Genomic DNA, 25,093 nt, shown 5'->3' on the forward strand with positions numbered 1-25,093 from the left:
CCTAGTTCTTTTCTGCTACGAGGTAGGCGCGGCTTTCGGACACGGCCTGGAAGATGTCGCCTGCGAAGTCATCGAGTTCCACTACATGCAGCATGCCGTTGGTGGCGTCGATGATCTGGTCGATCGGCATGGATCCGCTGCCCACTGGAACCTGTTCCTTGTGGTTCTTGGACTTCGGCCCGTCCTTGATGTGCAGGGCTACGACGCGGGGTGCCAGCGCTTCAAGCAGCTGGAGCACATCGGCGCCGCCCACGGCAACCCAGTAGGTGTCCACTTCCAGGACGACTTCCGGGTCCAGCAGGCTAGCCAGGTATTCCAGGGCCGTCTTGGAATTGATCTTGCTGGAGATCTCCCAGTCGTGGTTGTGGTAGCCGACCCTGATGCCGTATTCGGCCCCGCGCCGGGAGGCGGCGTTGAGCTTCTGCGCGATGGCACCGATGGACTCGGCATCCTGCCACTGCTCCGCCGGGATGAACGGATCGATGACGGTGCTGATGCCGAGTTTGCCGGCCGCGGCGAAGACCTCGTCGTAGTCCGAGGAGAGCAGCGGTGCGTGCGCCGTTGGCGCGCTGAGTTCGTTCTCGGCCAGCGCCAGTGCATACTCGTCAGCGCGGGCCACGAAGTTGTACGGCTCGACTTGCGTGTAGCCGATGCCAGCTACGCGTTCGAGCGTCGCGGCCAGGTTCTCTGCGATGTGCTCGCGCAGCGTGTACAGCTGGATTGATAGGTCGTGGGCAGGCAAAGGCGTCTCCTGAAAGAAGTGGTGGGTGCGATCCAGATGCTCATGACTTGCATCACACCTTGAGACTAGTTTTACTTTTGTCGATAGTCAATAGAAGTATGTCGACATTCTCATAAAGTGTTTCGGCTTCGCGTCCATTGCTGTGTTTTACTGGGTTCATGGCCAATCCTTCGAGCCCCCAAAGCATGCAATTCGCCCGCGGCGCCAGTGGGGCAGGCGACGTCTTGCAACTGTTCATGGACGGTGCCGCGCACAGCCGCACGGACCTTGCCGCCCTGACCGGCATGGCTCGCTCCACCCTGCAAGAGCGCCTCGACGTGCTCATCCAGCTGGGCCTGGTTGGCACCATCGCGGATGGCGCGTCCACCGGAGGCCGCCCTCCCCAGCGGCTTGCCCTGCTCCCCGATGCCCGCCTGGTGCTGGCCGTCGATCTGGGAGCCAGCCACCTGCGCGTTGCCCTGACCGATCTGGCCCCCACTCCCCTAGTGCAATCCCAGGCTCCCATTTCCTTCGCCGACGGCCCGGTGGCGATCTTGCAGACCGCGATGGATCTGGCCGATGGCTTGCTCGATTCGCTGGGCCGCACCCGTGACGATGTCATTGCCATAGGCATGGGAGTGCCAGGGCCGGTGAATTTCGAGACCGGCCGTCCCGCCAATCCGCCCATCATGCCCGGATGGGACGACTTCGACATCCCCGCTTGGTTCCAGCAGCAGCTGGACGCCTTGGTAGTCGTGGACAATGACGTCAACCTCATGGCCATTGGCGAGAAGGACCAGCTGGAGACCGGCAGCGAGGACTTCATTTTCGTCAAGCTGGCCACCGGCATCGGCTCGGGCATCATTTCCGGAGGACTGCTGCAACGCGGAGCGCAGGGTACAGCCGGCGATATCGGGCACGTGCGCATCCGCCGCGGCGATGGCATCTACTGCCATTGCGGCAATGAAGGCTGCCTGGAAGCCGTAGCTGCCGGACCCAAAATTGCCACCGCGTTGCGGGCGCAGGGCATCGAAGCGCACAGCAACACCGATGTGGTCGCCCTGGTGAACTCGGGGAACATCCAAGCGATCCATGCAGTGCGCCAAGCCGGCCGCGACTTGGGCGAGGTATTGGCTGCCAGCGTGAGCTTGCTGAACCCGTCGCTGATCGTGGTCGGCGGACGGATCTCCGCCGCCGGAGAGCACCTGCTGGCAGGCATCCGCGAGGTGGTCTACCAGCGCGGAGCGCCACTGTCCACCCAGCACCTGCAGATCCGCACCTCGCGCAGCTGGGAAGTTGGAGCCCTGCGCGGAGCCAGCATGATCGCCATCAGCCAGGCCCTGAGCCCGGAGGCCATCGAACGCAGCGCGCTGGCGCTGATCCCCGCCACCTAGGAGCTGGAGGCAACCGGAAATTCCTCCGATTCTGAAATACCGGACAGCTCTGCCTATTCCCCGGTACCCAAGCCATGGCCGATAGCCAATGATGGAATCAGTTAGCTACGTTACATCGTAAGGAATTGCCATGAGCCACGAACCACGTGTTGTCCGCGCCCCGCGCGGTACCGAACTGACCGCCAAGTCCTGGGCCACCGAAGCCCCATTGCGCATGCTGATGAACAACTTGGATCCGGAAGTTGCCGAACGCCCCGAGGATCTCGTGGTCTACGGCGGCACCGGCAAGGCAGCCCGCTCATGGGAGGCATTCGATGCGATCGTCCAGACGCTCAAGGACCTGGAAGAGAACGAGACGCTGCTGGTGCAGTCCGGCAAGCCGGTCGGCGTCTTCAAGACCAACAAGTGGGCACCACGGGTGCTGATTGCCAACTCCAACCTCGTTGGCGACTGGGCCAACTGGGAGCACTTCCGCAAGCTCGAAGCCGAAGGCCTGATGATGTACGGCCAGATGACCGCCGGTTCGTGGATCTACATCGGCACCCAGGGCATCTTGCAGGGCACCTACGAAACCTTCGCCGCGATCGCCGAGAAGCGCTTCAAGGGCTCGCTGGCCGGAACCTTGACCTTGACCGGCGGCTGCGGCGGCATGGGCGGCGCCCAGCCGCTGGCCGTGACCCTCAACGGCGGTGCCGTGCTGATCGTTGACGTGGATGAAACCCGACTGCGCCGCCGTGCCTCCAAGCGCTACCTCGATGAGGTCGAGCTGGATCTGGACAAGGCGCTGGGCAAAGTCCTGGCAGCCAAGTCCGAAGGCCGCCCGCTGTCGGTGGGCTACGTCGGCAACGCCGCCGAGGTCTTCCCGGCGCTGCTCAAGCGCCACGAAGCTGGAGAATTCTCCTTCGACATCGTCACCGACCAGACCAGTGCCCACGATCCGCTCAGCTACCTGCCGGTGGAATACACCATGGACCAATGGCACGCCGAAGCCGAAGCCGATCCGGCCGGCTTCACCAAGAAAGCCCAGGCCGCCATGGCCGCGCAGGTCGAGGCGATGGTGGGATTCCAGGACGCCGGCGCGGAGGTCTTCGACTACGGCAACTCGATCCGCGACGAGGCACGCAAGGGCGGTTTCACCCGCGCCTTCGAATTCCCGGGCTTCGTCCCGGCCTACATCCGTCCGCTGTTCTGCGAAGGCCTGGGCCCGTTCCGCTGGGTAGCGCTGTCCGGGGATCCCGAGGACATCAAGGTCACCGACCAGGCGCTGAAGGACCTGTTCCCGGAAAACCAGCACCTGCATCGCTGGCTGGATGCCGCACAGAAGCACGTGGAGTTCGAGGGCCTGCCGGCGCGCATCTGCTGGCTGGGCTACGGCGAGCGCCACAAGGCCGGCTTGCTGTTCAACCAGCTGGTCGCCGAAGGCAAGGTCTCTGCACCTATCGTGATCGGCCGCGACCATCTGGATTCGGGTTCGGTAGCTTCGCCGTACCGCGAGACCGAGGCCATGAAGGATGGCACCGATGCCGTGGCCGACTGGCCGCTGCTGAACGCCTTGACCGCAACCAGTTCGGGTGCCACCTGGGTTTCGATCCACCATGGCGGTGGCGTGGGCATGGGCCGTTCCATCCACGCCGGCCAGGTCTCCTTGGCTGACGGCAGCGAAATGGCCGCCGCGAAGCTGGAGGCACTGCTGACCAATGACCCGGGCATGGGCGTCATCCGCCACGTCGATGCCGGATACGAACGCGCCGCCGAAGTTGCCGCTGAGCGCGGCGTGCGCATCCCGATGGCCGCACAGGAGAAGTAGGACGCGCACATAGCCTGAGGCACCACTGATTGTGGTGCCTCAGGCTATTTATTCAATTCCAGGACCACGCGGCCCGGTTTACGGCTTGCGGGTTTCCGCGCTGATAAACCAGGCTTGCTGCTCCAGATCCGCAATGTACTGGTGCAGGATATCGGCGGTGGTCGGATCCGCTTCATCCACCGGGTCATGGACCTCTCGCATGACTCCCACAGTGGTCTGCAGTGCCTTGACTACCATGTCCACTGCATTGGTGGTCAGGATTTCGGTATTCACGGGTTGTTCCAGCTTCGTGTACTTCGTGACCGTTGCTGCCAGCCCGTCCGGAGTGGCATGCAAAGCTCGCATCCGCTCGGCGATTTCATCCGAGCCGCGGCGCGCGATGTCAACGATTTCGTCGAGGTTCTGGTGCAGGTCGCGGAAGTTGGGACCAACGACGTTCCAGTGGATTTGCTTGCCCACCAATTGCAGGTCCAGCAGCTGGATCAGCACGGTCTGCAAGGACTCGCGCAGCACTTCCGGAGCCACGAACCCGTTTTCTGCGTTTTCGCGATCAGTTTTCTTTGCTGGAGTCTTCTTCGAATTAGCCAATGCTTCTCCTTACGTTGTCATGGACGCTTGGGGCAAGACCTTTCTCGGTGTCCCAGTCTGGACACTATCGATTTACCGGGCAGATTCCGACCGGATGGACAATTCTTTCGGAGAACGTTCAGCTTTCTCTTCGCGCCTGTTGAGCAATTCCAGAAGCCGCCATGGCAGCTGCGGAAAATCCTCCTTGTCCCTCGGGTTCCCGGGAATGGCGATTCCTTTAGCACGCAGTAGTGAATATTGGCCGAAGTCTCTGAACACCATGGGTATTGGCTTAACTGCGGGTTTCCAGCGGCCCTGAGCTTCCCCGAAATCCTTGAACCGGGCTTTTTCTACGCATAGCGTAGGGCAAGTCAGGAACCACCGACCCACGGAGGACAGCATGTCTGAGCAGGATGCAAACGAGCAGTTCGGGAACTTCGACAACAACGAATCTGAAGGCTTCGAAAGCCAGTCCAATTCAGATTTCGGATCAAATGACAATGGCGGATTCGAAAGCCAGCAGTCAGAACAGCAGTCCTATGGCGGTGGCGAAAGCCAGCAGTCCTACGGCAATGACAGCCAGTCGGAACAGCAGTCCTACGGTGGCGGCGAAAGCCAGCAGTCAGAACAGCAGTCCTACGGCAGCGACAGCCAGTCCGGACAGCAGTCGGAGCAGCAGTCCTACGGCGATAGCAACGAATCCGGTGAGGAATCGTTTGGCGGCGAAAGCCAGTCCGGACAGCAGTCCGATGGCCAATCGTATGGAAACGATGAAAGCCAGTTTGGTTCCGAAGAGCGGAATGAAGGATTCTAGGAACCAAATAGCCCGGTAGGTTCGCCTGCCGGCTCAAATCGTGCCCCTTCTCCCCCTGGGCACTAGTAATCGCTTCACTGCTTGCACTGGGCAAGCGGTGAAGCGATTACTTTTGTCCCCGCACGGAATCGTCAGCAAATTGCATGGTTGCGTGCTCCCGGGGCACGAGAACTCATTCGTTCCTGAGCCGTTCGCGTTGGTCATTTATCGTCATTCAACGCAGAATGTATCTATACCGCGTGTCCAAATGCGCTGGCCGGTTCGATTGACAGGATGGTTATGTTCTCGAAAATTACCAAACGCCTCGCTGGGCCGCTGGCGGTTGGAATCCTTGCAGTCGCACTGGCAGGTTGCGTGAGCATCCAACCCTCCAGCGAAGAGACAAGCGCACCAGCAGAAGAAAGCATGGCACCGGAGAACGCCGGGCCTATCGAAGGCAGCGTCACCCCAAGCTCCAAAGCCCCAGAAGGCGCTTCTACTGGTACTCCCAATGTTCCGAAGGCACCTGCGGACAGCACCTTCCAGTCCGTCTATGATTTCCTCGATGCGCAAGCGACCGAAATCAGGTGCACGGGCGGCATGGATATCTCTGAAATGGGTCAAATGCTGAAGCTCATCGGCGATTGCCAGAACGTCACCGTCTCTGGTTCCGGAAACATGATCGTCGCTCCGCACATCAAGAATCTTGAGCTGGACGGCAGCGGTAATATCGCAGCGGTCAAGAACATCAAGCACGTAACCTTTAGCGGCATCGGCAATTCTGCCGCATCCCTTAACGAGAACGCCAAGGTCACGGACAACGGCTCGTCCAACAAATTTGGCGAGGAAGCCTTCGAAGGCATCATCTTCTGAAACCGGAACCCCTGAACGGGCCTCCAATTGGAGGTCCGTTCTTTTCTCCCTCCAGGGCACTGTCTGGCATTTCGGACAGATGACCCGAATATCAGTGCCGTGCAAACTCGTTCTGCCGAACAATGGAGATTAGAGACCTCATTGCAGCGTAGAGAACGGATTGAAAATCATGGCTACTTCCCCGCACGTAACCCTGGACCTAGCTGGCGCCACCGCCGATGACGTGATTGCGGTAGCCCGGCACAACGCGCAGATTAGCCTCGCGCCTCAGGTTCTTGAAGAACTGGCAGCAGTCCGCGCCCACATTGATGCCCTGGCTTCAGCCGACACCCCGGTCTATGGCATTTCCACCGGGTTCGGCGCCCTGGCAACGCGCCACATCGCTCCCGAGGACCGCGCTAAACTGCAGCGTTCGCTGATCCGCTCGCATGCAGCCGGCATGGGCGACCCAGTTGAGCGCGAAGTGGTGCGCGCGCTGATGTTCCTGCGCGCCAAGACCCTGGCCTCGGGCCGCACCGGCGTGCGCCCGGTAGTGCTGGAAACCATGGTTGGACTGCTTAATGCCGGCATCACCCCGGTGGTGCGTGAGTACGGTTCGCTGGGTTGCTCAGGAGACCTTGCTCCGCTCTCCCACTGCGCACTGGTCCTGATGGGCGAAGGCGAAGCCACTGACCGCGAAGGCGTGAAGCGCCCCGTGCCGGAGCTCTTTGCTGAAGCAGGACTGGAACCTGTCGAACTGGCGGAGAAGGAAGGCCTGGCGCTGGTCAACGGCACCGACGGCATGCTCGGCCAGCTGCTGATGGCACTGGCAGACCTGGAAGAGCTCGCAGACATTGCCGATGCCACCGCGGCCATGAGCGTCGAAGCCCAGCTGGGCACCGACCAGGTCTTCCGTGCTGAACTGCACGAACCGCTGCGCCCGCATCCGGGCCAGGGCCGCAGTGCTGCAAACATGTTCAGTTTCCTTTCGGGCTCCCCCATTGTCGCTTCGCACCGCGAAGGCGACGGCCGCGTGCAGGATGCCTACTCGCTGCGCTGCTCCCCGCAGGTTACCGGCGCAGTACGCGACACCATCGCCCATGCCCGCCTGGTCGCCACCCGCGAATTGGCAGCAGCCATCGATAACCCTGTCGTGCTGCCATCGGGTGAAGTCACTTCCAACGGCAACTTCCACGGTGCGCCCGTGGCGTACGTCTTGGACTTCTTGGCCATTGCCGTAGCTGACCTGGGATCCATTGCAGAACGCCGGACCGATCGCATGCTCGACCCGGCTCGTTCCCGCGACCTGCCAGCGTTCCTTGCCGATGACCCGGGCGTGGACTCGGGCATGATGATCGCCCAGTACACGCAGGCCGGACTGGTCGCGGAGAACAAGCGTCTGGCCGTACCGGCCAGCGTGGATTCCATCCCGTCATCAGCGATGCAGGAAGACCATGTTTCCCTGGGTTGGCACGCGGCGCGCAAATTGCGCACCTCGGTCGCCAACCTGCGCCGCATCCTGGCAATTGAAATGCTGATTGCCGGTCGAGCCCTGGATCTGCGCCAGCCATTGCAGCCTGGCCCGGCTACCGGCGCCGTATTGGAGCTGCTGCGCACCAAGGTCGCAGGTCCGGGCGAGGACCGTTTCCTCTCTGCCGAGCTGGAAGCTGCTTGCCAGTTGCTGGCCTCCGGGGAAGTGCATCGCGTGCTGGAAACCCATCTGCCAAAGTAGCCGTTCGCGGCCAACTGTGTGGGGTGCCGGACAATGCCCGGGCATCTGCGCGCAAGAGGCGTAAGCTTGGATACCGGGAAACCACTTACCTCGCGTGAAAGAATCGTCTAATGCAACGCACCATGTTCAAGTCCAAGATCCACCGGGCAACTGTCACCCAGGCAGACCTGCACTACGTAGGCTCGGTCACCGTTGACTCCGAGCTGCTCGAAGCCTCGGATATCCTGCCCGGCGAACTGGTCAGCATCGTAGACATCACCAACGGCGCCCGCCTGGAAACCTACACCATCGCCGGCGAGCCGGGCAGCGGGGTCATCGGCATCAATGGTGCGGCAGCGCATCTGGTGCACCCCGGGGACCTGGTCATCCTGATCAGCTATGCGCAGATGGAAGACGCCGAGGCTCGTGGCTATGTGCCGAGCGTGGTGCATGTGGATGCCGATAACAAGATCATCCACCTCGGCGATGATCCTGCCGAAGCGGTGGCCGACGGGGTGCAGACCCCGCCGTACGCACTGCTGAACAGCAACTAGTCCAGCTTCACAAGGCCAGCCGGCGCGCAAGGTATTGCGCGGTTCTGCTGGCCTTGTCTTGCGCCACCGCCGTTGGGGTCCCCTCGGCAACGATGCGCCCGCCGCCATCCCCGCCGGCCGGCCCCAAATCGATCACCCAGTCGCTTGCGGCAACCACATCCATCTGGTGTTCCACCACGATGACGGTGTTGTCCTGGTCGACCAGCTGCTGCAGCTGCGATACCAGCAGCTGCACGTCGGCAGGGTGCAGTCCGGTGGTGGGCTCATCGAGAAGATAGAGCGTGTGCCCGCGGCGCTGGCGCTGGAGTTCGGTGGCCAGCTTGATGCGCTGGGCTTCGCCGCCGGACATTTCGGTAGCTGGCTGGCCCAGCTGCAGATACCCCAGTCCGACTTCGCGCAGGGTCGCCAGGGCCCGTGCCGCGGAAGGGATTCCGGAGAGGAATTCTTCGGCTTGGCTGACGTCCAGTTCCAGGATCTGGGCAATGTTCTTGCCCTGGTATTCGACGTCCAGGGTCTGCTGGTTGTACCGGGTTCCGCGGCATTCGGGACATGGCCCGTAGGTCCCTGGCAAGAAGAGCAGCTCGATTTCCAGGTAGCCTTCGCCCTGGCAGTTCTCGCACCGCCCGCCGGCAACGTTGAAGGAGAAGCGTCCGGCACTGTAGCCGCGTTGCCTGGACAGCGGCAGCTCGGAGAAAGCCTTGCGGACCGCATCGAACAGGCCCGTGTAGGTTGCGACATTGGATCTGGGCGTGCGCCCGATGGGCTTCTGGTCCATGAGCACTACGCGGCTTAGCTGGTCTGCGCCGGTGACCTCGGCGATCACCGCGCGGTCCGCCGCCGCCTCCGGATCCTCCGGCCCGGCAAGCACCGGGCCGCCCGCAGCCTGGGCCAGGGCACCGCAGACCAGGCTGGACTTGCCCGATCCCGACACGCCGGTGACCGAACAGAAGACCCCCAGCGGGAACGCGGCGTCCACGTCGTCCAGGTTGTGCAGGTTCACCCCGCGCAGCTGCACCCATCCTTGGGCTTCGCGCGGCTCGCGGCGCGGCGCAGGCCCGGGATCGAGGAAGCGCCGGGTCACGGATCCCTCAATTCCGGACAGCCCGGAAACTTCTCCGCTGTAGAGCACCTGCCCGCCGTTGCTGCCCGCGCCCGGGCCGACATCGACAATCCATTGCGCACGGCTGACCACATCCATATTGTGCTCCACCACGAACACCGAGTTGCCTTCGGCCTTGAGCGCATCGAGCACCTCGATCAGCGGCTGCACATCGGCCGGGTGCAGTCCGGCCGATGGCTCATCGAGCACGTAGATGACGCCGAACAGTCCCGCGCGCAGCTGGGTGGCGATGCGCAGGCGCTGCATTTCCCCCGGCGACAGCGTCGGGGTGGCGCGGTCCAGGCTCAGGTATCCCAGCCCGAGCTCGACCAGCACCTGGATTCGGCCCAGCAGGTCGGCGCTGATGATGCTCGCGACTTCGGCCTGCGCCTCTGCCTGGGCATCAGCCGCGAAGGGGCGCAAGAGCTCGGCCAGGGAGCTGAGCGGCTTGCCGTTGAATTCCGCGATATCCAGGCCGTCGAAGGTGACCTGGAGCGCATCGGGGCGCAATCCCGTCCCCGAGCACGCCGGGCAATCCTGCGAATGCATGAAAGCCAGCGCCTTGGACCGCAGGTTCTCGCTCTTCGAGGTCGCAACCGTGTGCCGTACGTAGCGTTCGGCACTCCAGAACCGGCCCTTGTACGGTTTGGCGACGCGATCCCGTTCCGGGGTGACTTCCACGACTGGCTGGTCTTCGGTGAACAGCAGCCACTTCCGTGTTTCCGCGGGCAGCTGCTGGAACGGAACGTCGATGTCGTAGCCCAGGTGCGTGGTGATGTCCCGCAGGTTCTTGCCCTGCCAGGCGCCGGGCCAAGCCGCAATCGCGCCGTCCCTGATGCTCAGGGAGGAATCCGGGACCAGCGATTCCTCGCTGACCGAATGCACCGTTCCCGCACCGTGGCATTGCGCGCAGGCGCCGGCCGCGGTGTTGGTGGAAAAGGCATCCGAATCCAGCCTCGCCGCACCCTGGGGGTAGGTTCCTGCGCGGGAGAACAGCATGCGCACGGAGTTGGACAGCGTAGTCAGGGTCCCGACGGTGGAACGGGAACTGGCAGCACCACGCCGTTGCTGCAGGGCCACGGCCGGTGGCAGCCCGGAGATGAATTCCACCTTGGGAGTGTGCCCCTGGGCGATCAGGCGCCGCGCGTAGGGAGCCACCGATTCCAGGAATCGGCGCTGGGATTCAGCGAAGATGGTTCCGAAGGCCAGGGAAGATTTCCCGGAACCGGAGACCCCGGTGAAGGCGACAATGGAATCGCGCGGAATGCGCACTTCGACATTGTCCAGGTTGTTCTCGTTGGCACCCCGCACATGGATGAATCCGTCATGGTCGGCAGGTGCCCGGAAGGATGCAAAGCTCTTCATCTTTCCCACACTATGCGCCTGCACGGGGCGAACTCAATTCGCACCTCGCGCGCTCACCCTTCTGATTGGCAGGCCGCGTCGGGGCATCCTTGCCAGGTCTTCGAGAAGTATCCAACGATATCGGTACCGTGTTCCCACGGGTAGATTTCATCGACCTTCCCGTGGATACGCATCGCCGCCTGCTCCACGGCCAGGTGGAAGAACCGGCAGACCTGTGAGTAGTGCCAGAGATCCGCAATCAGCTCGGCCAGCTGTCCATGGGCCAGCGGCCGGCCGGGTCCGAATCCGGCTGCCGCCATAGCCTGGAGCACGATCTCCTCCGTGAGTTCATGGCCTTTGCCGCAATCGCACCAGGCCAGGCCCTGGCTGGGCATCGACCACACATCAATGCTGCTCCCGGCGGCGCCATCGGGTTCCATCTGCTCCTCCATCATCGAATTCTGCTTGGCTCCCGAATGTACCGGCCGCGACCTACAGTTTGGCCCGGCGGGCCAGCAAGCTCTTGCCTGCACCGGCATTGCTTGGCATAGTCGTTTGAGCCGGCGGGGTTCAACCAGCTGGCGGATTGAGGCCGAGGAGAACAGTGATGATCAAGCGTTCCCACCCCGATACCAGCGATGGCGCACCGCACCGGCAGTGGAACGAGCTGCTGCAGGAAATGCGGGTGATGCAAACTGGTGTGCAGATCCTGGCTGCTTTCCTGGTCGTCCTGCCCTTCCAGGCGAGGTTCGAGATGCTCAGCCGAACCGACGAGGTGGTCTACATCATCTTGCTGGTGGCGGCCACTGTGCTGATTCTGCTGCTGATCACCCCCGTGGCCGTGCACCGGTATCTCTTCGGACAGCGGCTCAAGGAGCAGACGGTCAGCTTGGGCCACGCCATCGTGAAGATCGTGGGCATCGGCGTGGGGTTGCTGGTCTCGGGATGCGTCTGGTTTGTGCTGCAGGTGCTCTTCGGCTGGCAAATCGGGGCCTGGATCGGAGGGCCACTGATCCTGGTGGCCTTGTTCCTGCTGGTGGCGCTGCCACGGATCCTGATCCGGGTTGGACCCGAGAACGGCTCGGGGCACTAGGCTTCGGGCCGGCTAGGCCATCTTGTCGACGCGGCGCAATATCAGCCGCATTGGCGCATGCCTGAGGGCTCGCGGCAGCAGCCGCGTGGCGGCCCTGGCGACGGCGATGACGCGGGCGTTGCGCTGCGCGGCTTTCCCGGTGAGGCGATAGCCGAAGCCTTCGCGCACCGGGGCCGGCAGCTGGGCGATGGTCACGTCGCGCATCAACGGCATGCCGATCCGGACCCACCATGGGGCATTGCGTGCTTCGAAAAGTTCGCGGGCCAGCGCCCGGGTCTGGTTGGTGACTTCCAGCTTCGCTTGATTCTGCGCAAAGTACTGCTCGAAGCCGCCGAGGTCCTGCGGCCAGTAGTCGACCGGCATCTGCAAGGCCTCACCGAGCCGTGCGTACTGCAGGTAGAGCTCTTCCTGGTCGGCCTTGATTTCATCCAGGATCTGGCCGGCAATCACGCGGGCCGAATCATAGAGCGTGGCCGCCACCCACAACTGCAGCCTGGGATCCAGCGCAGAATACGCGGGCCTGCCCTCGTCACGCGTTGCGCGAATGGGCCGGTGCGCCGCGTCCACATGGGCGATGATCTTGCGCTGCTGTTCTGCTGTGCCATTGCTCAATGCATAGATATAGCCGAGGGTATGAATCAGCCGGCTGAGCGGGTTGGCGGCGAAATCAGAGTGCTCGGCAATGGCCCGGCCAATCTGCGGGTGGGCCAGCTGAAGCAAGATGGCTCGGCCCGCTCCGAGCAGCAGCCCGGCTTCCGGCGCGATGCGGGAGAAGGGCTCGCCGTTCTCTGCGGCCAGGTTCCTTTGCGTCATGACCCCCATTCTAGGCAGTCGGCTAGCCCAAGGTCATTGGCGCCGATGGCTGCAGGAAGTTTCTCAGGATTCTTGCGTCGCAGCCTTCTTCAGCAGGACAACGACGGAAGCTGCGGCCATGAACACGGTTCCCGCGATCACCGCAATGCTCTGGGGCGCTTGGCCCGGGTCGCTGGACAACGCCGGCACGGTGAGAATCAGGACGGCCGCCCCCAGCACCATGAGGGCAAAAGCTGCATAGAACATCTTCTTCATTGCCGGTCTCCTTGCGTCTCTCCTCGGGTAGCGCGCTGCCGCGAAACAGCTGCGGCATCCGTTCCCTAGAATGCTACCCCGCAGTGCAGGATCGCGTTGGCGTAGGGGGTAGCTTCCCCCGTGCGCACGATGACCTTGGCCTGGGGCAGTTGGGCTTTCAGCTCTTCGTGGGAGATGAAGTCCGGGTCCAGGCCCTTGGCCAGGCACAGTTCCTGGACCGGGCCGTTCTCGGCTTCGGCCGCCAGGGTGCTGTTCTCGATCACCAGGTTCCGGGCCAGGACCTCGAGCACCTGATCGAAGCTGGGCAGCCCCTGCACCAAGGCCAGATCGATGACCAGTGGGCCTTCGGGCAGCGGCAGGCCGCAGTCCGCTATCACCACGGTGTCGGTATGCCCGCACTTGGCCAGGGCGGCCAGCAGCGGGGCGTTGAGAATTTCGGATTTCAGCACAGCGGCTTCCTCAGGTCTTGCTCGAAAAGGGGTCTCAGAGGTTCTGCAGGGAACGCGGGTAGGAAGCCTGGGCGCCGTGCGCCTGCACCGTCAGCGCGGCGAACTTGCCGGCGAATTCTGCGGCCTGCGCCAGGTCATCGCCCTTGGCCAGGCGGGCAGCCACCGCACCGGTGAATGCGTCGCCGGCACCGGTGGTGTCCACGGCCTTGACCTTCACGGCGGGCAGCGCGCGAACCTGGACCCCGCCGTTCTCCCCTGGGAAACGGTCGGCAACCAGGCAGCCATTGGCGCCGAGGGTGATGACCACGCTGGCGATGCCCTGGTCGGCCAGCATCCCGGCCAGGCGCTCGTACTTGCCGTCGAACTGGCGAGCCGGGTGCGGGTTCAGCTGCTGGAGCACGGCTTCGGCCTCATGCTCGTTGACCACCAGCGGGTTGGCCTTGAGCAGGTACTCGCGGTCCAGTTCGATCACCGGCGCCAGGTTGAGCACGATGCGCTGTGTGGCAGCATCCATGGCGGCCTTGATGCCCGAGGCAGGAATCTCGCCCTGCAGCACCAGGATGCCCTCGATGCCCCCGGCGGCCTGCACAGCCTCGCCGGAGACGGTCGAGTTGGCCCCGGAGACCACGGCAATGGAGTTCTCCGCGCCACGGTCCACCTGGATGATGGCTACGCCGGTCGGCTCGCTGGCGCGGGCCACGCGATCGAGTTTCACGCCGGCTTCCTCGAGCTGGCCCAGCGCGATTTCGGCGTGCGAGTCGTTGCCGACGGCGCCGATGAATTCCGTGGCGGCACCGGCCAGCGCGGCGGCCAGCGCCTGGTTGGCGCCCTTGCCGCCGGGCGAGAGCTGGTAGGAATCTGCCAGCACGGTTTCGCCCGGGCCGGGAAGGCGGGCCATCAGCGCGGTGATGTCCACGTTGCTAGAGCCCACAATGGTGACCTGGATGTCCTGCTGCATGCTATTTCCTCTGGTTCTCTCCACCCGGCGGCCGATGGGCGCCGGTGCACTGCTTGATTGCCGCTAAGGGCAGATTACTCGCCTGCGTAGTCGGCGACGTTCTTCTCGTCTACCGTGTCAACGGCGACCTGCACGTTGGCTTCGACTTCTTCGCCCTTGATGGCCTTGGCCAGGATCTGCACCGACTGCTTGCCCAGCTCGGCCGGGTTCTGGGCGATGGTGGCAACCAGGGTGCCATCCTGGACTGCCTTGAAGCCGTCGTCGGTGCCGTCGAAGCCGACTACCAACACGTCCTTGCCGGCCTTGTCGCCCAGCGCCTGGATGGCGCCCAGGGCCATTTCGTCGTTCATCGCCAGCACGCCAGCGGCATCCGGGTTGGCCTGCATCAGGTTGGTGACCACGTCCAGTGCTTCGGCTCGGTCGAAGTTGGCGGTCTGCGAGGAGACGACCTCGATGTCCTTGAACTCGGCCAGGCCCTTGTCGAAGCCTTCGCCGCGCTCGTTGGTTGCCGAGGCGCCTGGAACACCTTCCAGCACGATGATCTTGCCCTTGCCGCCCAGCGCCTCGCCCAGCGCCTTGGCAGCCTGCTCGCCGCCGGCAACGTTATCCGAAGCCACGAAGGAAGCGATCTTGGTCTCGCCCACCGCGCGGTCAACCGCAACGATCGGCAGGCCGGCCTCGGCCACCGGGTTCAGGCCGGCTTCAGCGGTTTCGGTATCCACGGCGTTGATGATCAGGCCGGCCGAGCCGTTGGTTGCCGCGGTTGCCAGCTGGTTGGCCTGGGTTGCGGAGTCGTTCTGCGCGTCGACGACGGACAGGTCGATGCCCTGCGCTTCGGCCTCGGCCTGGGCGCCGTCACGCAGGTCGACGAAGAACGGGTTGTTCAGGGTGGACACTGCCAAGGTGGCCGAGCCGGCCTCTGCTTCGGTGCCGCGGTTGCAGGCGGCCAGGCCGGCCACCAGGGCCAGTCCGACGCTGACGGCTGCGGTCTTGCGGATGATGTTCTTCATGGGGTTCTCCTTTGAACTTTTCTTGAATTGCTGGGTACGGAGGGAAAATCTAGTGCTTGACGTTCTTGCGGCGCAGCACGTCGAAGCCCACGGCGATCGCAATCACGGCGCCGATGACTACCTGCTGCCAGAAGGCGGAAACCGAAAGCAGGTTCAGCCCGTTGCGGATCACGGCCAGCACCAGGGCGCCGATCAGGGTGCCGGAGATGCGTCCCACGCCGCCGGAGAGCGATGCGCCGCCGATGACCACGGCCGCGATGGCATCCAGCTCGTAGCCCGAAGCCAGGGTCGGCTGGGCAGAATCCAGGCGCCCGGCCAGGATCATGCCGGACAAGGCCGCGAAGACGCCGGAGATGACGAAGACGGTGACCAGCACGCGCTTGACCGGGATGCCCGACAGGCGCGCGGCTTCGGTGTTGCCGCCCACGGCGAAGGCGTTCTTGCCGATGACGGTGCGGTTGAGCACGAAGGCGGCAAGCAGGCCGGAGACGACCAGGATCAGAATCGGCACCGGGATCGGGCCCAGGTCATCGCCCAGCCAGGACACCGAGGAGCTGGTGGAGATCGGCCGGCCATCGGAGATCACCAGGGTCAGCCCGCGCACCACGGTGAGCATCGCCAGCGAGGCGATGAAGGTGGGCAGCTTGCCGTAGGCGCTCATCGCACCAGTCACCCAGCCGCACAGTGCACCGACGGCCAGGCCGATCGGGATGGACAGGCCATCGGGCAGGCCGGCGGTGGTGATGGCATAGGAGGAGCCCATGGCCGAGAGCGCCGCGACCGAGCCGACCGAGAGGTCGATGCCGGCGGCGACGATCACGAAGGTCATGCCGAAGGCCATCACCGCGATGGTGGAGACCTGGATGCCGATGTTCATCAGGTTCGGTCCGGTCAGGAAGCGCGGGGTGGCGATGAACAGGGCCAGGCAAAGAATGACCAGGCCAACCAGGGCTCCGTTGTTGGCAAGGAATGCCTTGAAATCAAAGCCCTTCTTCGGGGCAGTAGCTACGCTGCTCATTACTTGGTTCCCATTTCTTCTTCGCGGTGCACATTGCTGACGGCCAGGGACATGATGGCGTCCTGGGTGGCTTCTTCGGTGGCCAGTTCCCCGGCGATGCGTCCCTGGCTCATGACCAGGACGCGGTCGGACATGCCCAGCACTTCGGGCAGTTCGCTGGAGGCCATCAACACGCAGCCTCCGGAGGCGGTGATCTCATTGATCAGTTCGTAGATTTCGACCTTCGCTCCCACGTCCACGCCGCGGGTCGGCTCGTCGAGCAGCAGCACCTTGGCCCCGGCGGTGAACCAGCGGCCGAACACGGCCTTCTGCTGGTTTCCGCCCGAGAGCGAGCGGATGGGCGCATCGATGCTGCCCATGCGGATGCGCAGGCGTTCGGCGACCTGCTGCGCGCGGGCCTTCTGGCCCTTGCGGTCCACCAGTCCGTTCTTGGCGGTGGCGGCCATGGTGGCGTAGCCGATGTTCTCGGCCACCGAGGCATCCAGCACCAGGCCCTGGGTCTTGCGGTCCTCGGGAACGTGCCCGATCCCAGCGCGGGTAGCTGCAGCGACGTCGAAGCTGGCCAGCTTCTTGCCGTTGACCGCCACGACGCCGCTGGCGTACTTGTCGGCTCCGGCGATGGCGCGGATCAGCTCGGTGCGCCCGGCACCCATCAGGCCGGCCAGGGCAACCACTTCGCCGGGGCGGACTTCCAGCGAGATGTCCTTGAGCATGCCCTCGCACAGGTTCTGCACGCTCAGCAGCGGCTTCTGGCCTGGCTCGGTGGCTACGCGCGGGAACTGGGCGTCGATGTCGCGGCCGACCATGAGCCGGACCAGCTCGTTCTCCTCGGTGTCCGCCGGCACGGTGGCAATGAATTTGCCATCGCGCAGCACGTTCACGAAGTCGCCGATTTCGGCAATCTCATCGAGGTGGTGGCTGATGAACACCATGCCCACCCCTTGTTGCTTCAAGGTGGCGACCACCGAGAACAGGTGCGCGATTTCGGCCTTGGTCAATGCCGCGGTGGGCTCATCGAGGATCAGCACGCGGGCGTCCAGACTCAGCGCCTTGGCGATCTCCACGAGTTGCTGCTGGGCCAGGCCCAGCTGGCCCACCGGCGTATCGACATCCAGCGCCAGCCCGAGCTTGTCCATCGCTTCGCGGGCGATCTGGCGCATGGCGCGGCGGTTGATGATGCCGAATTTGCGCGGCACGCGGCCCAGGGTGATGTTCTCGGCGATGGTCATCGACGGGACCAGGTTCAGTTCCTGGTGGATGGTGGCGATGCCCAATGCCTCGGAGGCCTTGGTGTTGGGAATCTTCACGGCCTTGCCGTCCACCAGGATCCGGCCGGCGTCCGGCTCGTGCACGCCGGCGATCATCTTGATCAGCGTCGACTTGCCTGCGCCGTTCTCGCCGAGCAGCACCGAGACCTTGCCGGCATGCACCTCGACGGTGACCTCGTCGATCACCTGTACCGGGCCGAAGGACTTGCAGACCTTGTCCAGGACCAGCAGAGCGTCATTACTCATTTTCGTTCCTTCCATCCTCGCCTATGCGCCGGTGGCGGGTTGCGTTGGGGCCAGCGACTCACGCGCGGTGAATCGGCTGATGAATTCTTGGGGCTCGGGGCTCTTGCCCGCCATGACGTCCTGGAGCGCGGTGACCGCGGCGCGGCCCATGCTGGTCAGGTCGTGGCTGATCGTGGCGATCGGCGGATCGTGCATGAGCATTGCATCCACCTCGTCGAAGGTGATCACCGAGAGCTGCTTCCCGATCCGGATGCCGGCTTCGCGCCACACGGTCAGTGCGCCGATGGCCATCGGCGCATCGGCGATGACCACCGCGGTCGGCTGCAGTTCATGGCCCAGCAGCCAGCGGGCGCCTTCGGCACCCGAGGCAGCGCGGAAGTCGCCGGCAAAGTGCAGGGCAGGATCGGTATCCAGGCCGTTGGCGGCCATCGCCGAGTCGAAGGCACTGTGGCGTTCGCGGGCGGTGGATGCGTGGTCCGGGCCGCCCAAGAAAGCGATTTTGGCGTGGCCCAGGGCTTTCAGCCGCGCGATGGCTTCTTCCAGGGCGCCGGTGCTGGAGGCGGTGATGGATGGGATGCGAAGCTCGGGCAGGGTGCGGTCGACGAAAACCAGCGGAGTGCCCGAGGCAATGATGCGCTGCATCATCTGGCTTGGCCGGTCGGCGTCTTCATCAAGGCCCTGGGGAACGAGAATCAATCCGTCAACGCGACGCGAAAGCATCGCGGCGAGGAACTGGTCCTGCTGTTCGGTGTCCTCGTTGGCATTGCCAATGAAGGTCATCATTCCCGCGGCGTGGGCCTGCTGCTCGACGGCATGCGCGAGATCGGAGAAGTAGGGGTTGCGCACATCGGATATCAGCAGCGCGATGGTGTCGGTTTTGGTGGAGCGCAGGGAGCGGGCCTGGGCATTGGGCACGAAACCCAAATCCTTGGCGACAGCTTCCACTTTTTCGCGGGAAGCGGCCGAAGTGGCGGGGTGGCCGGATAGAACGCGCGAGGCAGTCGCGGAAGATACTCCGGCTGCAAGTGCCACATCCTTGATGGTGACAGCGTTCATGTCGATAAGCCCCTTTGCTTACGTGTAATCGATTCCATGGAATCGATTACACAGTTTTCCGCACAAAGAAATTTAAGTCAATACGCTGCCCCTGGGCCTCGGATAATCCTTATCCATGGAGCAGAATTTTTAGGCTCGTGACTAGCCGCTTTCAGTTGTCAGCGGTCTCCAGCCCGAATTGCCCAATAATCAAAGTCACCTCGCGGCCAGCTGGCCCGATGGTCGCTAAGATGGTGCTTGTGTCGGTCAACCAGCTTTCAGATAGCGCCCAGAACTATCTCAAGATCATCTTCGGTCTCAACGAGTGGTCGAGCGATCCGGTAACCGCCAGCATCATCGCCAGCAAATCAGGCATGAAGCTCTCCACGGTTTCCGGCGCCCTGGGCAAATTGCGCCAGCAGGGCCTGCTCGACCATGCGCCCTATGGCGCCGTAACGCTGACCGAACTGGGACGCGAGTATGCGGTGACCATGGTGCGCCGCCATCGCCTGATCGAAACTTTCCTGGTGCAGATGCTGGGCTACCGCTGGGACCAAGTGCATGACGAGGCCGAGAGCCTGGAGCATGCGGTATCCGATTTCATGATCGAGCGCATCGACAGCTTGCTGGAGCACCCCACCCGCGACCCGCATGGCGACCCCATCCCGACGGCCGAAGGCCGCATTTCCATCCCGCAGGCGTTCAACCTGAGCGAAGCCAGCGATGACGCCCAGGTGGTTGTCGAACGCATCGCCGATGACGATTCGCAGCTGCTGCAGTATTTCTCCGATCATCGGATCGTTGTCGGCGCGCAACTGCGCATTACCGCTGGCGAGCAATTCTCCGAGACAGTGAATGTCCAGGTCTGCTCAACTGGCGAAACCCTGCGCTTGGGTTCGCGTGCAGCCGCGGCCGCATGGGTCTCCCTTCTCCCCTGAATAGCCTTTCCAGGTCCTGGTCAACGGCAAGCGGAAGGCCCGTGGCATCGACGCGTCCCTGCACCCAGGGTGCTGATTGTCCGGCCAATAGTCTAAAGTGATGATCAACCAGGGATACTGCAATGTACAAGTTTTACATGGGGGTACATTGCAGCATTCTTGGCGAACTCCTGCGCTCACACTCTCTTGAAAGACATCACCTTGCCAAGAAAACTCATTGCTGCGCTCTGCGCTGCAGTTTTGGTGCTCGCTGGATGCAGCGCACCGGCAGAACCTTCGGCACTTACCGGGATGGATCCCGCACCGGTTGAAGACCTGCTGGCAACAGATCGACCATTGCTGGTTGAACGGGCTGCCACCAGCAGCAAGAAGGTCCTTCCCGGGGCGAAGCTCAAGGGCCCCAAGGCCACCGCAATGCTCAAGACCCTGCCGGTAAAGGGCAAGGCGGCCGCCACTGGGTACAACCGGAACAAGAAGTTCGGCAATGGGTGGAAGGACTTCGACAAGGACAAATGCGATGAACGCCAGGACACCTTGTCCCGGGACATGTCCAAGGTGAAGTTCAAGGACCGCAAGAAGTGCACCCTAGCTTCGGGCACGTTGCATGACAGCTACACCGGCAAGAGGATCAACTGGAAGGTCAAGTCAGGCAGCGTCGACATTGACCACGTGGTTTCCCTGAAGAACGCGTGGATCTCCGGCGGCCAGAAGCTTTCCCAGGCCCAGCGCCAGGCTCTGGCTAACGACCCGCTGAATTTGATGGCCGCTGATGCCTCTGCCAATCGCCAAAAGGGCGATAAGAACACAGCTGAATGGCTCCCCAAGAACAAGTCCTTCCGATGCCAGTACGTAGCCACCCAGATCAGCGTCAAGAAGAAGTACGCGCTGTCGGTCACCAAAGCCGAAAAGCAGGCGATGGCCAAAGTGCTCAAGAGCTGCCGCAACCAGAAGGCCGCGAAAGTCACCACGATCAAGCCTGCCGGTTCCAAGCCCAAGGCATCCCCGAAGAAGGACGTGCACAAGGCTCCTTCCGCGGTCAAGGGCACCGTGCATCCGGGCGCTTACTGCAAGCAGGCAGACAAGGGAAAGCGCGGCAAGTCCAAGGCCGGCAAACTCTACACCTGCAAGACCGACGCCAAGGGCAAACTGCGCTGGCGCGCCTAATGCCGCTTGCAGGTCCCGATCGAGCCAACTGGTTCAGCTGCCCATCCGGGCGCAGCGCAGGGCAGCGCCCTTCCAGTTAGCAGGGTGGTCGGGTGGAGGTTCAAGCCATGCGCCGGATCGCCCGGATCCGGATCCAGCCATGAATCGAGAGGACCTGCCGCAGCGTTGCCGGCCATGGGAAGTACGCTGATTCGCTGATGCGTGCATCCATTGCCCATCAGCTGTCGCCGGCGAACGCACGTCTCACACGCCATTTTCCTTTCAGCTGCGGGAAACTTGCCACCGCCTTCTACGCGTTCGCCGCAAGCGCCTTGCGCCGCCCCTTGCTGGCCAGCCGGGTGGCAATGAGTCCTTGCTTCGGACTGAACAGATAGGCAATTCCAAAAATCGCCGCCTGGGCCAGAACCACCATTCCGCCGGTTGATGCATCGAGGTAATAGCTCATGTAGACCCCCAGGATTCCTGCACAGGCTGCGAGGATCGGTGCGATCAGAAGCATCTTCCCGAATCGATCGGTCAACAGGTAGGCCGTGGCGCCGGGGATGATCAGCATGGCAACTACCAGGATGACGCCCACCGCCTGCAAAGCCACAACAGAGGTCATGGCCAATAGCCCCAGGAGCACCGCACCGATGATCCGCGGGCTCATCCCCAAGGCATGTGCGTGCGTTTGGTCAAAGGCATAGAGGGTGAAGTCCTTGCGCTTGAGAATCAGGATGGCGAAGGTGATCGCGCCAAGCACCAGGACCTGCCACAGGTCATTGGCCGAGACGCCCAGCAAATTGCCGAAGATGATGTGGTTTAGATCCACATGGCTCGGCGTGACCGAGACCAGCACCAGCCCGATGGAGAAGAGCGTGGTGAAGACGATGCCAATGGCAGCATCTTCCTTGAGCTTGGTGGTGTCGCGGACTCCCCCGATCAGGGCCACCGCGAGGAATCCGAAGACCAGGGCACCCAGGGCAAAGGGAGCACCCACGATGTAGGCCAGCACGACTCCGGGCAAGACCGCATGCGAGACTGCATCGCCCATCAGCGACCAGCCAATGAGGACCAGCCAGCAGGACAGGACCGCGCACAGTACGGCGGCGATGATCGTAACCAGCAGGGCGCGCACCATGAAGGTGTAGCCCAGCGGCTCAGCTAGCAATTCAATGAGGTTCATTCCCCGCCTCGCTTCATGGGATCCAGCCCGAAGGCCAGGGCCAGGTTTTCTGCCTGCAGCACGAGATCCGGATGGCCATGCATCAGCACCTTGCGCATCAGGAGCACCGCTTCATCGGCAAGTTCCGGAAGCGCGTGCAGGTCGTGGGTGGAAATCAGCACGCTGCCGCCTTCATCAGCAACTTCGCGCAACAGCTTGGTGATCGTTGCTTCGCTGCGTTTATCCACGCCTGCGAAAGGCTCATCGAGCAGCATGATATTGGCGCCCTGGGCAATGCATCGGGCGACGAAGGCACGCTTTTTCTGGCCTCCGGAGAGCTGGCCGATTTGCCGGTTGGCAAAACTGGCCAGCTCCACCCGTTCGAGGGCTTCATCCACGGCGGCGTGGTCCCTCTTCCTGGCTCTCCTGGTCCATCCCATTTGCCCGTAGCGCCCGGTCATCACCACTTCACGCACCGAGATCGGGAAGTTCCAATCCACGGCTTCGCTTTGCGGCACGTAGGCAAGCTGCCCGCTTTTCCGAGCTTGCAGCGGGTCGGTGCCGTTGATGCGCACGCTGCCGGTGTCGGGCTTGATCTGCCCCATGATGGTTTTGAACAGCGTGGATTTGCCCGAGCCGTTCATCCCGACCAGGCCGCAGACCCGACCGCGGCCCAACTGCAAGGAGGCATGGTCCAGGGCCAGCACGGGGCCGTAGTGGACGGTCGCGGCCGACACATCAATTGCGAGGGCATCGCTGGGCTTCGCGTTCATGGTGTTCCGCCTTTCAAGGCACGGGCGATGGTTCTGGTGTCATGCGAGATCAGGTCCAGGTAGCTGGGTACTGGACCACCAGGCTCGGATAGCGAGTCCACATAGAGCGTTCCGCCATAGGAGGCATCGGTGGATTCGACGACTCGTTGCATGGCCGCATCGGAGACCGTGGATTCGCAGAAGACCGCAGGAACATCGTTTTCCCTGACAAAGTCAATCGCCGCGGCGACCTTGCGCGGCGTAGCCTGCGATTCCGCGTTGACGGCCCAGAGATACTTTTCGGCCATGGCGGTATCCCGGGCCAGATAGCTGAAGGCCCCTTCGCAGGTCACCAGTACCCGCTGGCGTTCGGGGATTTCTGCCAGTGCCGCTTCGAGCTCGTCGTGGACCTTTTGCAGTTCGGCTTGGTAGGCCTTGGCGTTGTCCCGGTAGTCGCGCGCATTGGCCGGGTCCAGTTCGGTAAATGCATCTGCCATGCGGTCCACGTAGATTTTCACGTTCAATGGGCTCATCCACGCATGCGGATTGGGCTTTCCCGCACCTTCTTCCTGGACGATATCGATGGCCTTGATCCCTTGGCTGACGGTGGCATGCGGAGCGTCATTGCCTTCGACGAATTGCTGGAACCAGGCTTCGAGGTTCAGCCCGTTATCGAGAATCAGGTCCGCATGCGATGCCCGGCGCAGATCATCAGGGGTAGGTTCGTAACCGTGGATCTCCGCACCAAGACGGGTAATTGATTCAACGCGCAGGTGATCGCCTGCGACATTCTGGGCGATGTCCTGCAGGACCGTGAAGGTTGTCAGCACCACCGGCCGGTGGTCTTGGCTGTCGGCGGGCACGGCACTTTGGCTACCGCCGCATCCAGCGAGCGCGAACAGGCATGCCAAGCCAGCAGCCAGCCAGCCTGCGCGTTGCCCCGCACGTGATCGGGGCTTGAGGGTTCGCACCATTGCACACCATTCCAAATCTCGCCATGACGATTAGTTCGTCCCCCTCAATCATAATGTTTGAGGGGTCGAACATTGCAAGTTCGCGTCGGCAGATTTCGGTGCGCCCTACTGCATCAGACCCCCAGCAGGGTATTAACCAGCCTGGCTGCGGTGCGGGCCGTTCTTCCGTCAATATCCAATGATGGATTCAATTCGACAACATCGACCAGCGCCAGCTTGTCACTGCGCGCCAGCATCGCGCAGACCCCGTGGATTACTTCCAGCGGCACCCCGAATCCGGCAGGGGCGCTAACCCCGGGGGCGACCGAGGCAGGAAGCACATCCAGGTCAATGGTCAGGTACAGCTTGTCTACGCTCTCCATGAAGTCGGCAATGAAGGCCAGGACGGAAGGCAGCTGCCCGGCAGTGCACTGCTCGTCAAGCAGGTAGCGCACTTCCAGGGCGCGGGCCTGCTCGAAGAGGACCCGGGTATTGTTCGGTTTGCTGATGCCCACCACGGCATAGTTGAAATCTTGTCCCGCCGCCTGCAGGTCCTTGGCAATATCCAGGAAAGGAGTGCCGCTGCTCCGCCGCGGAGCACTGCGCAGATCGAAATGCGCATCCAGATTCAAGATGCCCAGCCGAGTTCCAGGCTCTTGGCTGCAATGCCGGAAAAGGCCGTTGAACGAACCGTAAGCCGTTTCATGGCCGCCGCCGAGCACGACTGGAAGCATCCCTCCTCCGAGCAAAGCGCTCACCGACTGCGCCAGCCGCTCCTGCCCTGATTCAAGCTCATCGCCAGATACTGCGACATCACCAGCATCAATCAGGAGCCGTGGCTCGTGGATAGCAAGGGAACCCAGGGCGGCACGCAGCGCCTGTGGTCCTTGCGCCGCCCCGGCCCGGCCCTCGTTGCGCAGCACGCCGGCATCCGAAGCGAAACCGAGCAGCGCTGCCGGTCCCCGCCCGCTGGACTGGTCGTCAGCCTTGCGGTTGATTTGCTGATGCCATCTCAGGTGCTGCTCGCCGGCACCGTCATTGCGCCCGCTCCACGTAGCCGCTGCCCGGTCAACAGCCAATTCCGGCTTAAAATTCTCCATGGTTCCAGCTGACCAGAGACACCGCGAGTACGCTATGCCCCCTGCGCATCTTCGT

25 protein-coding genes are annotated in these 25,093 nt (G+C 63.0%); 9 read left to right on the top strand and 16 right to left on the bottom strand.

Annotated elements, in window-relative coordinates; genetic code table 11:
• Position 1: 1 nt before the first annotated feature.
• Positions 2–742 (bottom strand): sugar phosphate isomerase/epimerase family protein, encoded by a 741-nt coding sequence (locus tag M2368_RS09465; protein ID WP_332503319.1) that lies wholly within the window; start codon positions 740–742, stop codon positions 2–4.
• A 158-nt stretch (positions 743–900) separates the two neighbouring features.
• On the opposite strand from M2368_RS09465, the gene M2368_RS09470 reads away from it, so the two are divergent.
• Together M2368_RS09470 and hutU are read left to right on the top strand one after the other, a co-directional pair.
• Entirely contained in the window at positions 901–2,115 is a 1,215-nt protein-coding gene (locus M2368_RS09470) for an ROK family transcriptional regulator (protein WP_332487599.1), read from the top strand.
• A gap of 130 nt (positions 2,116–2,245) precedes the next feature.
• A complete protein-coding gene (gene hutU / locus M2368_RS09475) occupies positions 2,246–3,922 on the top strand; it encodes a urocanate hydratase (protein WP_105661944.1) in 1,677 nt (558 codons plus the stop codon).
• A gap of 78 nt (positions 3,923–4,000) precedes the next feature.
• Here the strand turns inward: hutU and M2368_RS09480 are convergent, their stop codons facing one another.
• Entirely contained in the window at positions 4,001–4,510 is a 510-nt protein-coding gene (locus M2368_RS09480; protein ID WP_133834001.1) for a Dps family protein, read from the bottom strand.
• A 379-nt stretch (positions 4,511–4,889) separates the two neighbouring features.
• On the opposite strand from M2368_RS09480, the gene M2368_RS09485 reads away from it, so the two are divergent.
• The 4 genes from M2368_RS09485 to panD all read left to right on the top strand — a co-directional run bounded on the left by M2368_RS09485 (position 4,890) and on the right by panD (position 8,399).
• Positions 4,890–5,303, top strand: a complete 414-nt coding sequence (locus M2368_RS09485) for a hypothetical protein (protein WP_133834002.1) — start codon at positions 4,890–4,892, stop codon at positions 5,301–5,303.
• A 273-nt stretch (positions 5,304–5,576) separates the two neighbouring features.
• Complete coding sequence (locus tag M2368_RS09490) at positions 5,577–6,155, top strand: DUF3060 domain-containing protein (protein ID WP_498724397.1); 579 nt, start codon at positions 5,577–5,579, stop codon at positions 6,153–6,155.
• Between the two features lie 169 nt (positions 6,156–6,324).
• On the top strand, positions 6,325–7,866 hold the full coding sequence (hutH, locus tag M2368_RS09495) for a histidine ammonia-lyase (RefSeq protein WP_133834003.1): 1,542 nt from the start codon (positions 6,325–6,327) through the stop codon (positions 7,864–7,866).
• Between the two features lie 110 nt (positions 7,867–7,976).
• Positions 7,977–8,399 carry an aspartate 1-decarboxylase gene (gene panD, locus M2368_RS09500; RefSeq protein ID WP_332503325.1) on the top strand — a complete coding sequence of 141 codons (423 nt, stop codon included), beginning with the start codon at positions 7,977–7,979 and terminating at the stop codon, positions 8,397–8,399.
• Positions 8,400–8,406: 7 nt separating this feature from the next.
• On the opposite strand, the gene M2368_RS09505 is transcribed toward panD, so the two are convergent.
• Both M2368_RS09505 and M2368_RS09510 read right to left on the bottom strand, forming a co-directional pair.
• Positions 8,407–10,863 carry an excinuclease ABC subunit UvrA gene (locus tag M2368_RS09505; protein WP_332730763.1) on the bottom strand — a complete coding sequence of 819 codons (2,457 nt, stop codon included), beginning with the start codon at positions 10,861–10,863 and terminating at the stop codon, positions 8,407–8,409.
• A 53-nt stretch (positions 10,864–10,916) separates the two neighbouring features.
• On the bottom strand, positions 10,917–11,297 hold the full coding sequence (locus M2368_RS09510) for a hypothetical protein (RefSeq protein WP_498724398.1): 381 nt from the start codon (positions 11,295–11,297) through the stop codon (positions 10,917–10,919).
• Positions 11,298–11,449: 152 nt separating this feature from the next.
• Here M2368_RS09510 and M2368_RS09515 point away from each other — a divergent pair, with 152 nt between their 5' ends.
• Entirely contained in the window at positions 11,450–11,935 is a 486-nt protein-coding gene (locus tag M2368_RS09515; RefSeq protein WP_105656337.1) for a DUF6328 family protein, read from the top strand.
• A 12-nt stretch (positions 11,936–11,947) separates the two neighbouring features.
• Here M2368_RS09515 and M2368_RS09520 read toward each other — a convergent pair whose 3' ends face one another.
• The 8 genes from M2368_RS09520 to M2368_RS09555 form a co-directional block, all read right to left on the bottom strand.
• Positions 11,948–12,748, bottom strand: coding sequence for an oxygenase MpaB family protein (locus tag M2368_RS09520; protein WP_498724399.1), 801 nt, complete (start codon positions 12,746–12,748; stop codon positions 11,948–11,950).
• A gap of 63 nt (positions 12,749–12,811) precedes the next feature.
• The gene (locus M2368_RS09525; protein ID WP_332487581.1) at positions 12,812–13,003 is read right to left on the bottom strand and encodes a TRADD-N-associated membrane domain-containing protein; all 192 of its coding nucleotides are present in this window, start codon (positions 13,001–13,003) and stop codon (positions 12,812–12,814) included.
• 65 nt (positions 13,004–13,068) lie between these two features.
• Positions 13,069–13,452, bottom strand: a complete 384-nt coding sequence (rbsD, locus tag M2368_RS09530; RefSeq protein WP_332487579.1) for a D-ribose pyranase — start codon at positions 13,450–13,452, stop codon at positions 13,069–13,071.
• 34 nt (positions 13,453–13,486) lie between these two features.
• Entirely contained in the window at positions 13,487–14,410 is a 924-nt protein-coding gene (locus tag M2368_RS09535) for a ribokinase (RefSeq protein ID WP_332487577.1), read from the bottom strand.
• 74 nt (positions 14,411–14,484) lie between these two features.
• Positions 14,485–15,420, bottom strand: a complete 936-nt coding sequence (locus M2368_RS09540; protein WP_105656332.1) for a substrate-binding domain-containing protein — start codon at positions 15,418–15,420, stop codon at positions 14,485–14,487.
• A 49-nt stretch (positions 15,421–15,469) separates the two neighbouring features.
• Positions 15,470–16,438, bottom strand: a complete 969-nt coding sequence (locus M2368_RS09545) for an ABC transporter permease (RefSeq protein ID WP_105661957.1) — start codon at positions 16,436–16,438, stop codon at positions 15,470–15,472.
• Positions 16,438–17,952 (bottom strand): sugar ABC transporter ATP-binding protein, encoded by a 1,515-nt coding sequence (locus M2368_RS09550; RefSeq protein WP_105661958.1) that lies wholly within the window; start codon positions 17,950–17,952, stop codon positions 16,438–16,440. The genes M2368_RS09545 and M2368_RS09550 overlap by 1 nt, the downstream gene beginning before the upstream one ends.
• A gap of 21 nt (positions 17,953–17,973) precedes the next feature.
• Positions 17,974–19,008, bottom strand: coding sequence for a LacI family DNA-binding transcriptional regulator (locus tag M2368_RS09555; RefSeq protein WP_105656329.1), 1,035 nt, complete (start codon positions 19,006–19,008; stop codon positions 17,974–17,976).
• A gap of 239 nt (positions 19,009–19,247) precedes the next feature.
• On the opposite strand from M2368_RS09555, the gene M2368_RS09560 reads away from it, so the two are divergent.
• Both M2368_RS09560 and M2368_RS09565 read left to right on the top strand, forming a co-directional pair.
• Positions 19,248–19,925, top strand: a complete 678-nt coding sequence (locus M2368_RS09560; protein WP_105662148.1) for a metal-dependent transcriptional regulator — start codon at positions 19,248–19,250, stop codon at positions 19,923–19,925.
• Between the two features lie 291 nt (positions 19,926–20,216).
• On the top strand, positions 20,217–21,089 hold the full coding sequence (locus M2368_RS09565; protein WP_332487570.1) for an HNH endonuclease family protein: 873 nt from the start codon (positions 20,217–20,219) through the stop codon (positions 21,087–21,089).
• A gap of 289 nt (positions 21,090–21,378) precedes the next feature.
• On the opposite strand, the gene M2368_RS09570 is transcribed toward M2368_RS09565, so the two are convergent.
• The 4 genes from M2368_RS09570 to hutG form a co-directional block, all read right to left on the bottom strand.
• Positions 21,379–22,254, bottom strand: coding sequence for a metal ABC transporter permease (locus M2368_RS09570; RefSeq protein ID WP_105656327.1), 876 nt, complete (start codon positions 22,252–22,254; stop codon positions 21,379–21,381).
• Positions 22,251–23,006 (bottom strand): metal ABC transporter ATP-binding protein, encoded by a 756-nt coding sequence (locus M2368_RS09575; RefSeq protein WP_105656326.1) that lies wholly within the window; start codon positions 23,004–23,006, stop codon positions 22,251–22,253. Before M2368_RS09575 ends, M2368_RS09570 begins: the two co-directional genes overlap by 4 nt.
• Entirely contained in the window at positions 23,003–23,959 is a 957-nt protein-coding gene (locus M2368_RS09580; RefSeq protein ID WP_105656325.1) for a metal ABC transporter substrate-binding protein, read from the bottom strand. Before M2368_RS09580 ends, M2368_RS09575 begins: the two co-directional genes overlap by 4 nt.
• 113 nt (positions 23,960–24,072) lie before the next feature.
• On the bottom strand, positions 24,073–25,038 hold the full coding sequence (gene hutG / locus M2368_RS09585) for a formimidoylglutamase (protein ID WP_332487565.1): 966 nt from the start codon (positions 25,036–25,038) through the stop codon (positions 24,073–24,075).
• Positions 25,039–25,093 lie beyond the last annotated feature (55 nt).

Origin of the sequence: Arthrobacter sp. JUb119 (genome assembly GCF_024807995.1) — a bacterium.
GTDB lineage: Bacteria > Actinomycetota > Actinomycetes > Actinomycetales > Micrococcaceae > Glutamicibacter.

Coding starts and splice junctions, on each gene's coding strand:
- panD (WP_332503325.1), top strand. CDS start 7,977: ATGCAACGCACCATGTTCAAGTCCAAGATCCACCGGGCAACTGTCACC.
- M2368_RS09565 (WP_332487570.1), top strand. CDS start 20,217: ATGGATCCCGCACCGGTTGAAGACCTGCTGGCAACAGATCGACCATTG.
- M2368_RS09525 (WP_332487581.1), bottom strand. CDS start 13,003: ATGAAGAAGATGTTCTATGCAGCTTTTGCCCTCATGGTGCTGGGGGCG.
- hutH (WP_133834003.1), top strand. CDS start 6,325: ATGGCTACTTCCCCGCACGTAACCCTGGACCTAGCTGGCGCCACCGCC.
- M2368_RS09545 (WP_105661957.1), bottom strand. CDS start 16,438: ATGAGCAGCGTAGCTACTGCCCCGAAGAAGGGCTTTGATTTCAAGGCA.
- M2368_RS09485 (WP_133834002.1), top strand. CDS start 4,890: ATGTCTGAGCAGGATGCAAACGAGCAGTTCGGGAACTTCGACAACAAC.
- M2368_RS09580 (WP_105656325.1), bottom strand. CDS start 23,959: ATGGTGCGAACCCTCAAGCCCCGATCACGTGCGGGGCAACGCGCAGGC.
- M2368_RS09515 (WP_105656337.1), top strand. CDS start 11,450: ATGATCAAGCGTTCCCACCCCGATACCAGCGATGGCGCACCGCACCGG.
- M2368_RS09490 (WP_498724397.1), top strand. CDS start 5,577: ATGGTTATGTTCTCGAAAATTACCAAACGCCTCGCTGGGCCGCTGGCG.
- hutG (WP_332487565.1), bottom strand. CDS start 25,038: ATGGAGAATTTTAAGCCGGAATTGGCTGTTGACCGGGCAGCGGCTACG.
- M2368_RS09540 (WP_105656332.1), bottom strand. CDS start 15,420: ATGAAGAACATCATCCGCAAGACCGCAGCCGTCAGCGTCGGACTGGCC.
- M2368_RS09570 (WP_105656327.1), bottom strand. CDS start 22,254: ATGAACCTCATTGAATTGCTAGCTGAGCCGCTGGGCTACACCTTCATG.
- M2368_RS09505 (WP_332730763.1), bottom strand. CDS start 10,863: ATGAAGAGCTTTGCATCCTTCCGGGCACCTGCCGACCATGACGGATTC.
- M2368_RS09510 (WP_498724398.1), bottom strand. CDS start 11,297: ATGATGGAGGAGCAGATGGAACCCGATGGCGCCGCCGGGAGCAGCATT.
- M2368_RS09555 (WP_105656329.1), bottom strand. CDS start 19,008: ATGAACGCTGTCACCATCAAGGATGTGGCACTTGCAGCCGGAGTATCT.
- M2368_RS09535 (WP_332487577.1), bottom strand. CDS start 14,410: ATGCAGCAGGACATCCAGGTCACCATTGTGGGCTCTAGCAACGTGGAC.
- M2368_RS09575 (WP_105656326.1), bottom strand. CDS start 23,006: ATGAACGCGAAGCCCAGCGATGCCCTCGCAATTGATGTGTCGGCCGCG.
- hutU (WP_105661944.1), top strand. CDS start 2,246: ATGAGCCACGAACCACGTGTTGTCCGCGCCCCGCGCGGTACCGAACTG.
- M2368_RS09520 (WP_498724399.1), bottom strand. CDS start 12,748: ATGACGCAAAGGAACCTGGCCGCAGAGAACGGCGAGCCCTTCTCCCGC.
- M2368_RS09550 (WP_105661958.1), bottom strand. CDS start 17,952: ATGAGTAATGACGCTCTGCTGGTCCTGGACAAGGTCTGCAAGTCCTTC.
- M2368_RS09470 (WP_332487599.1), top strand. CDS start 901: ATGGCCAATCCTTCGAGCCCCCAAAGCATGCAATTCGCCCGCGGCGCC.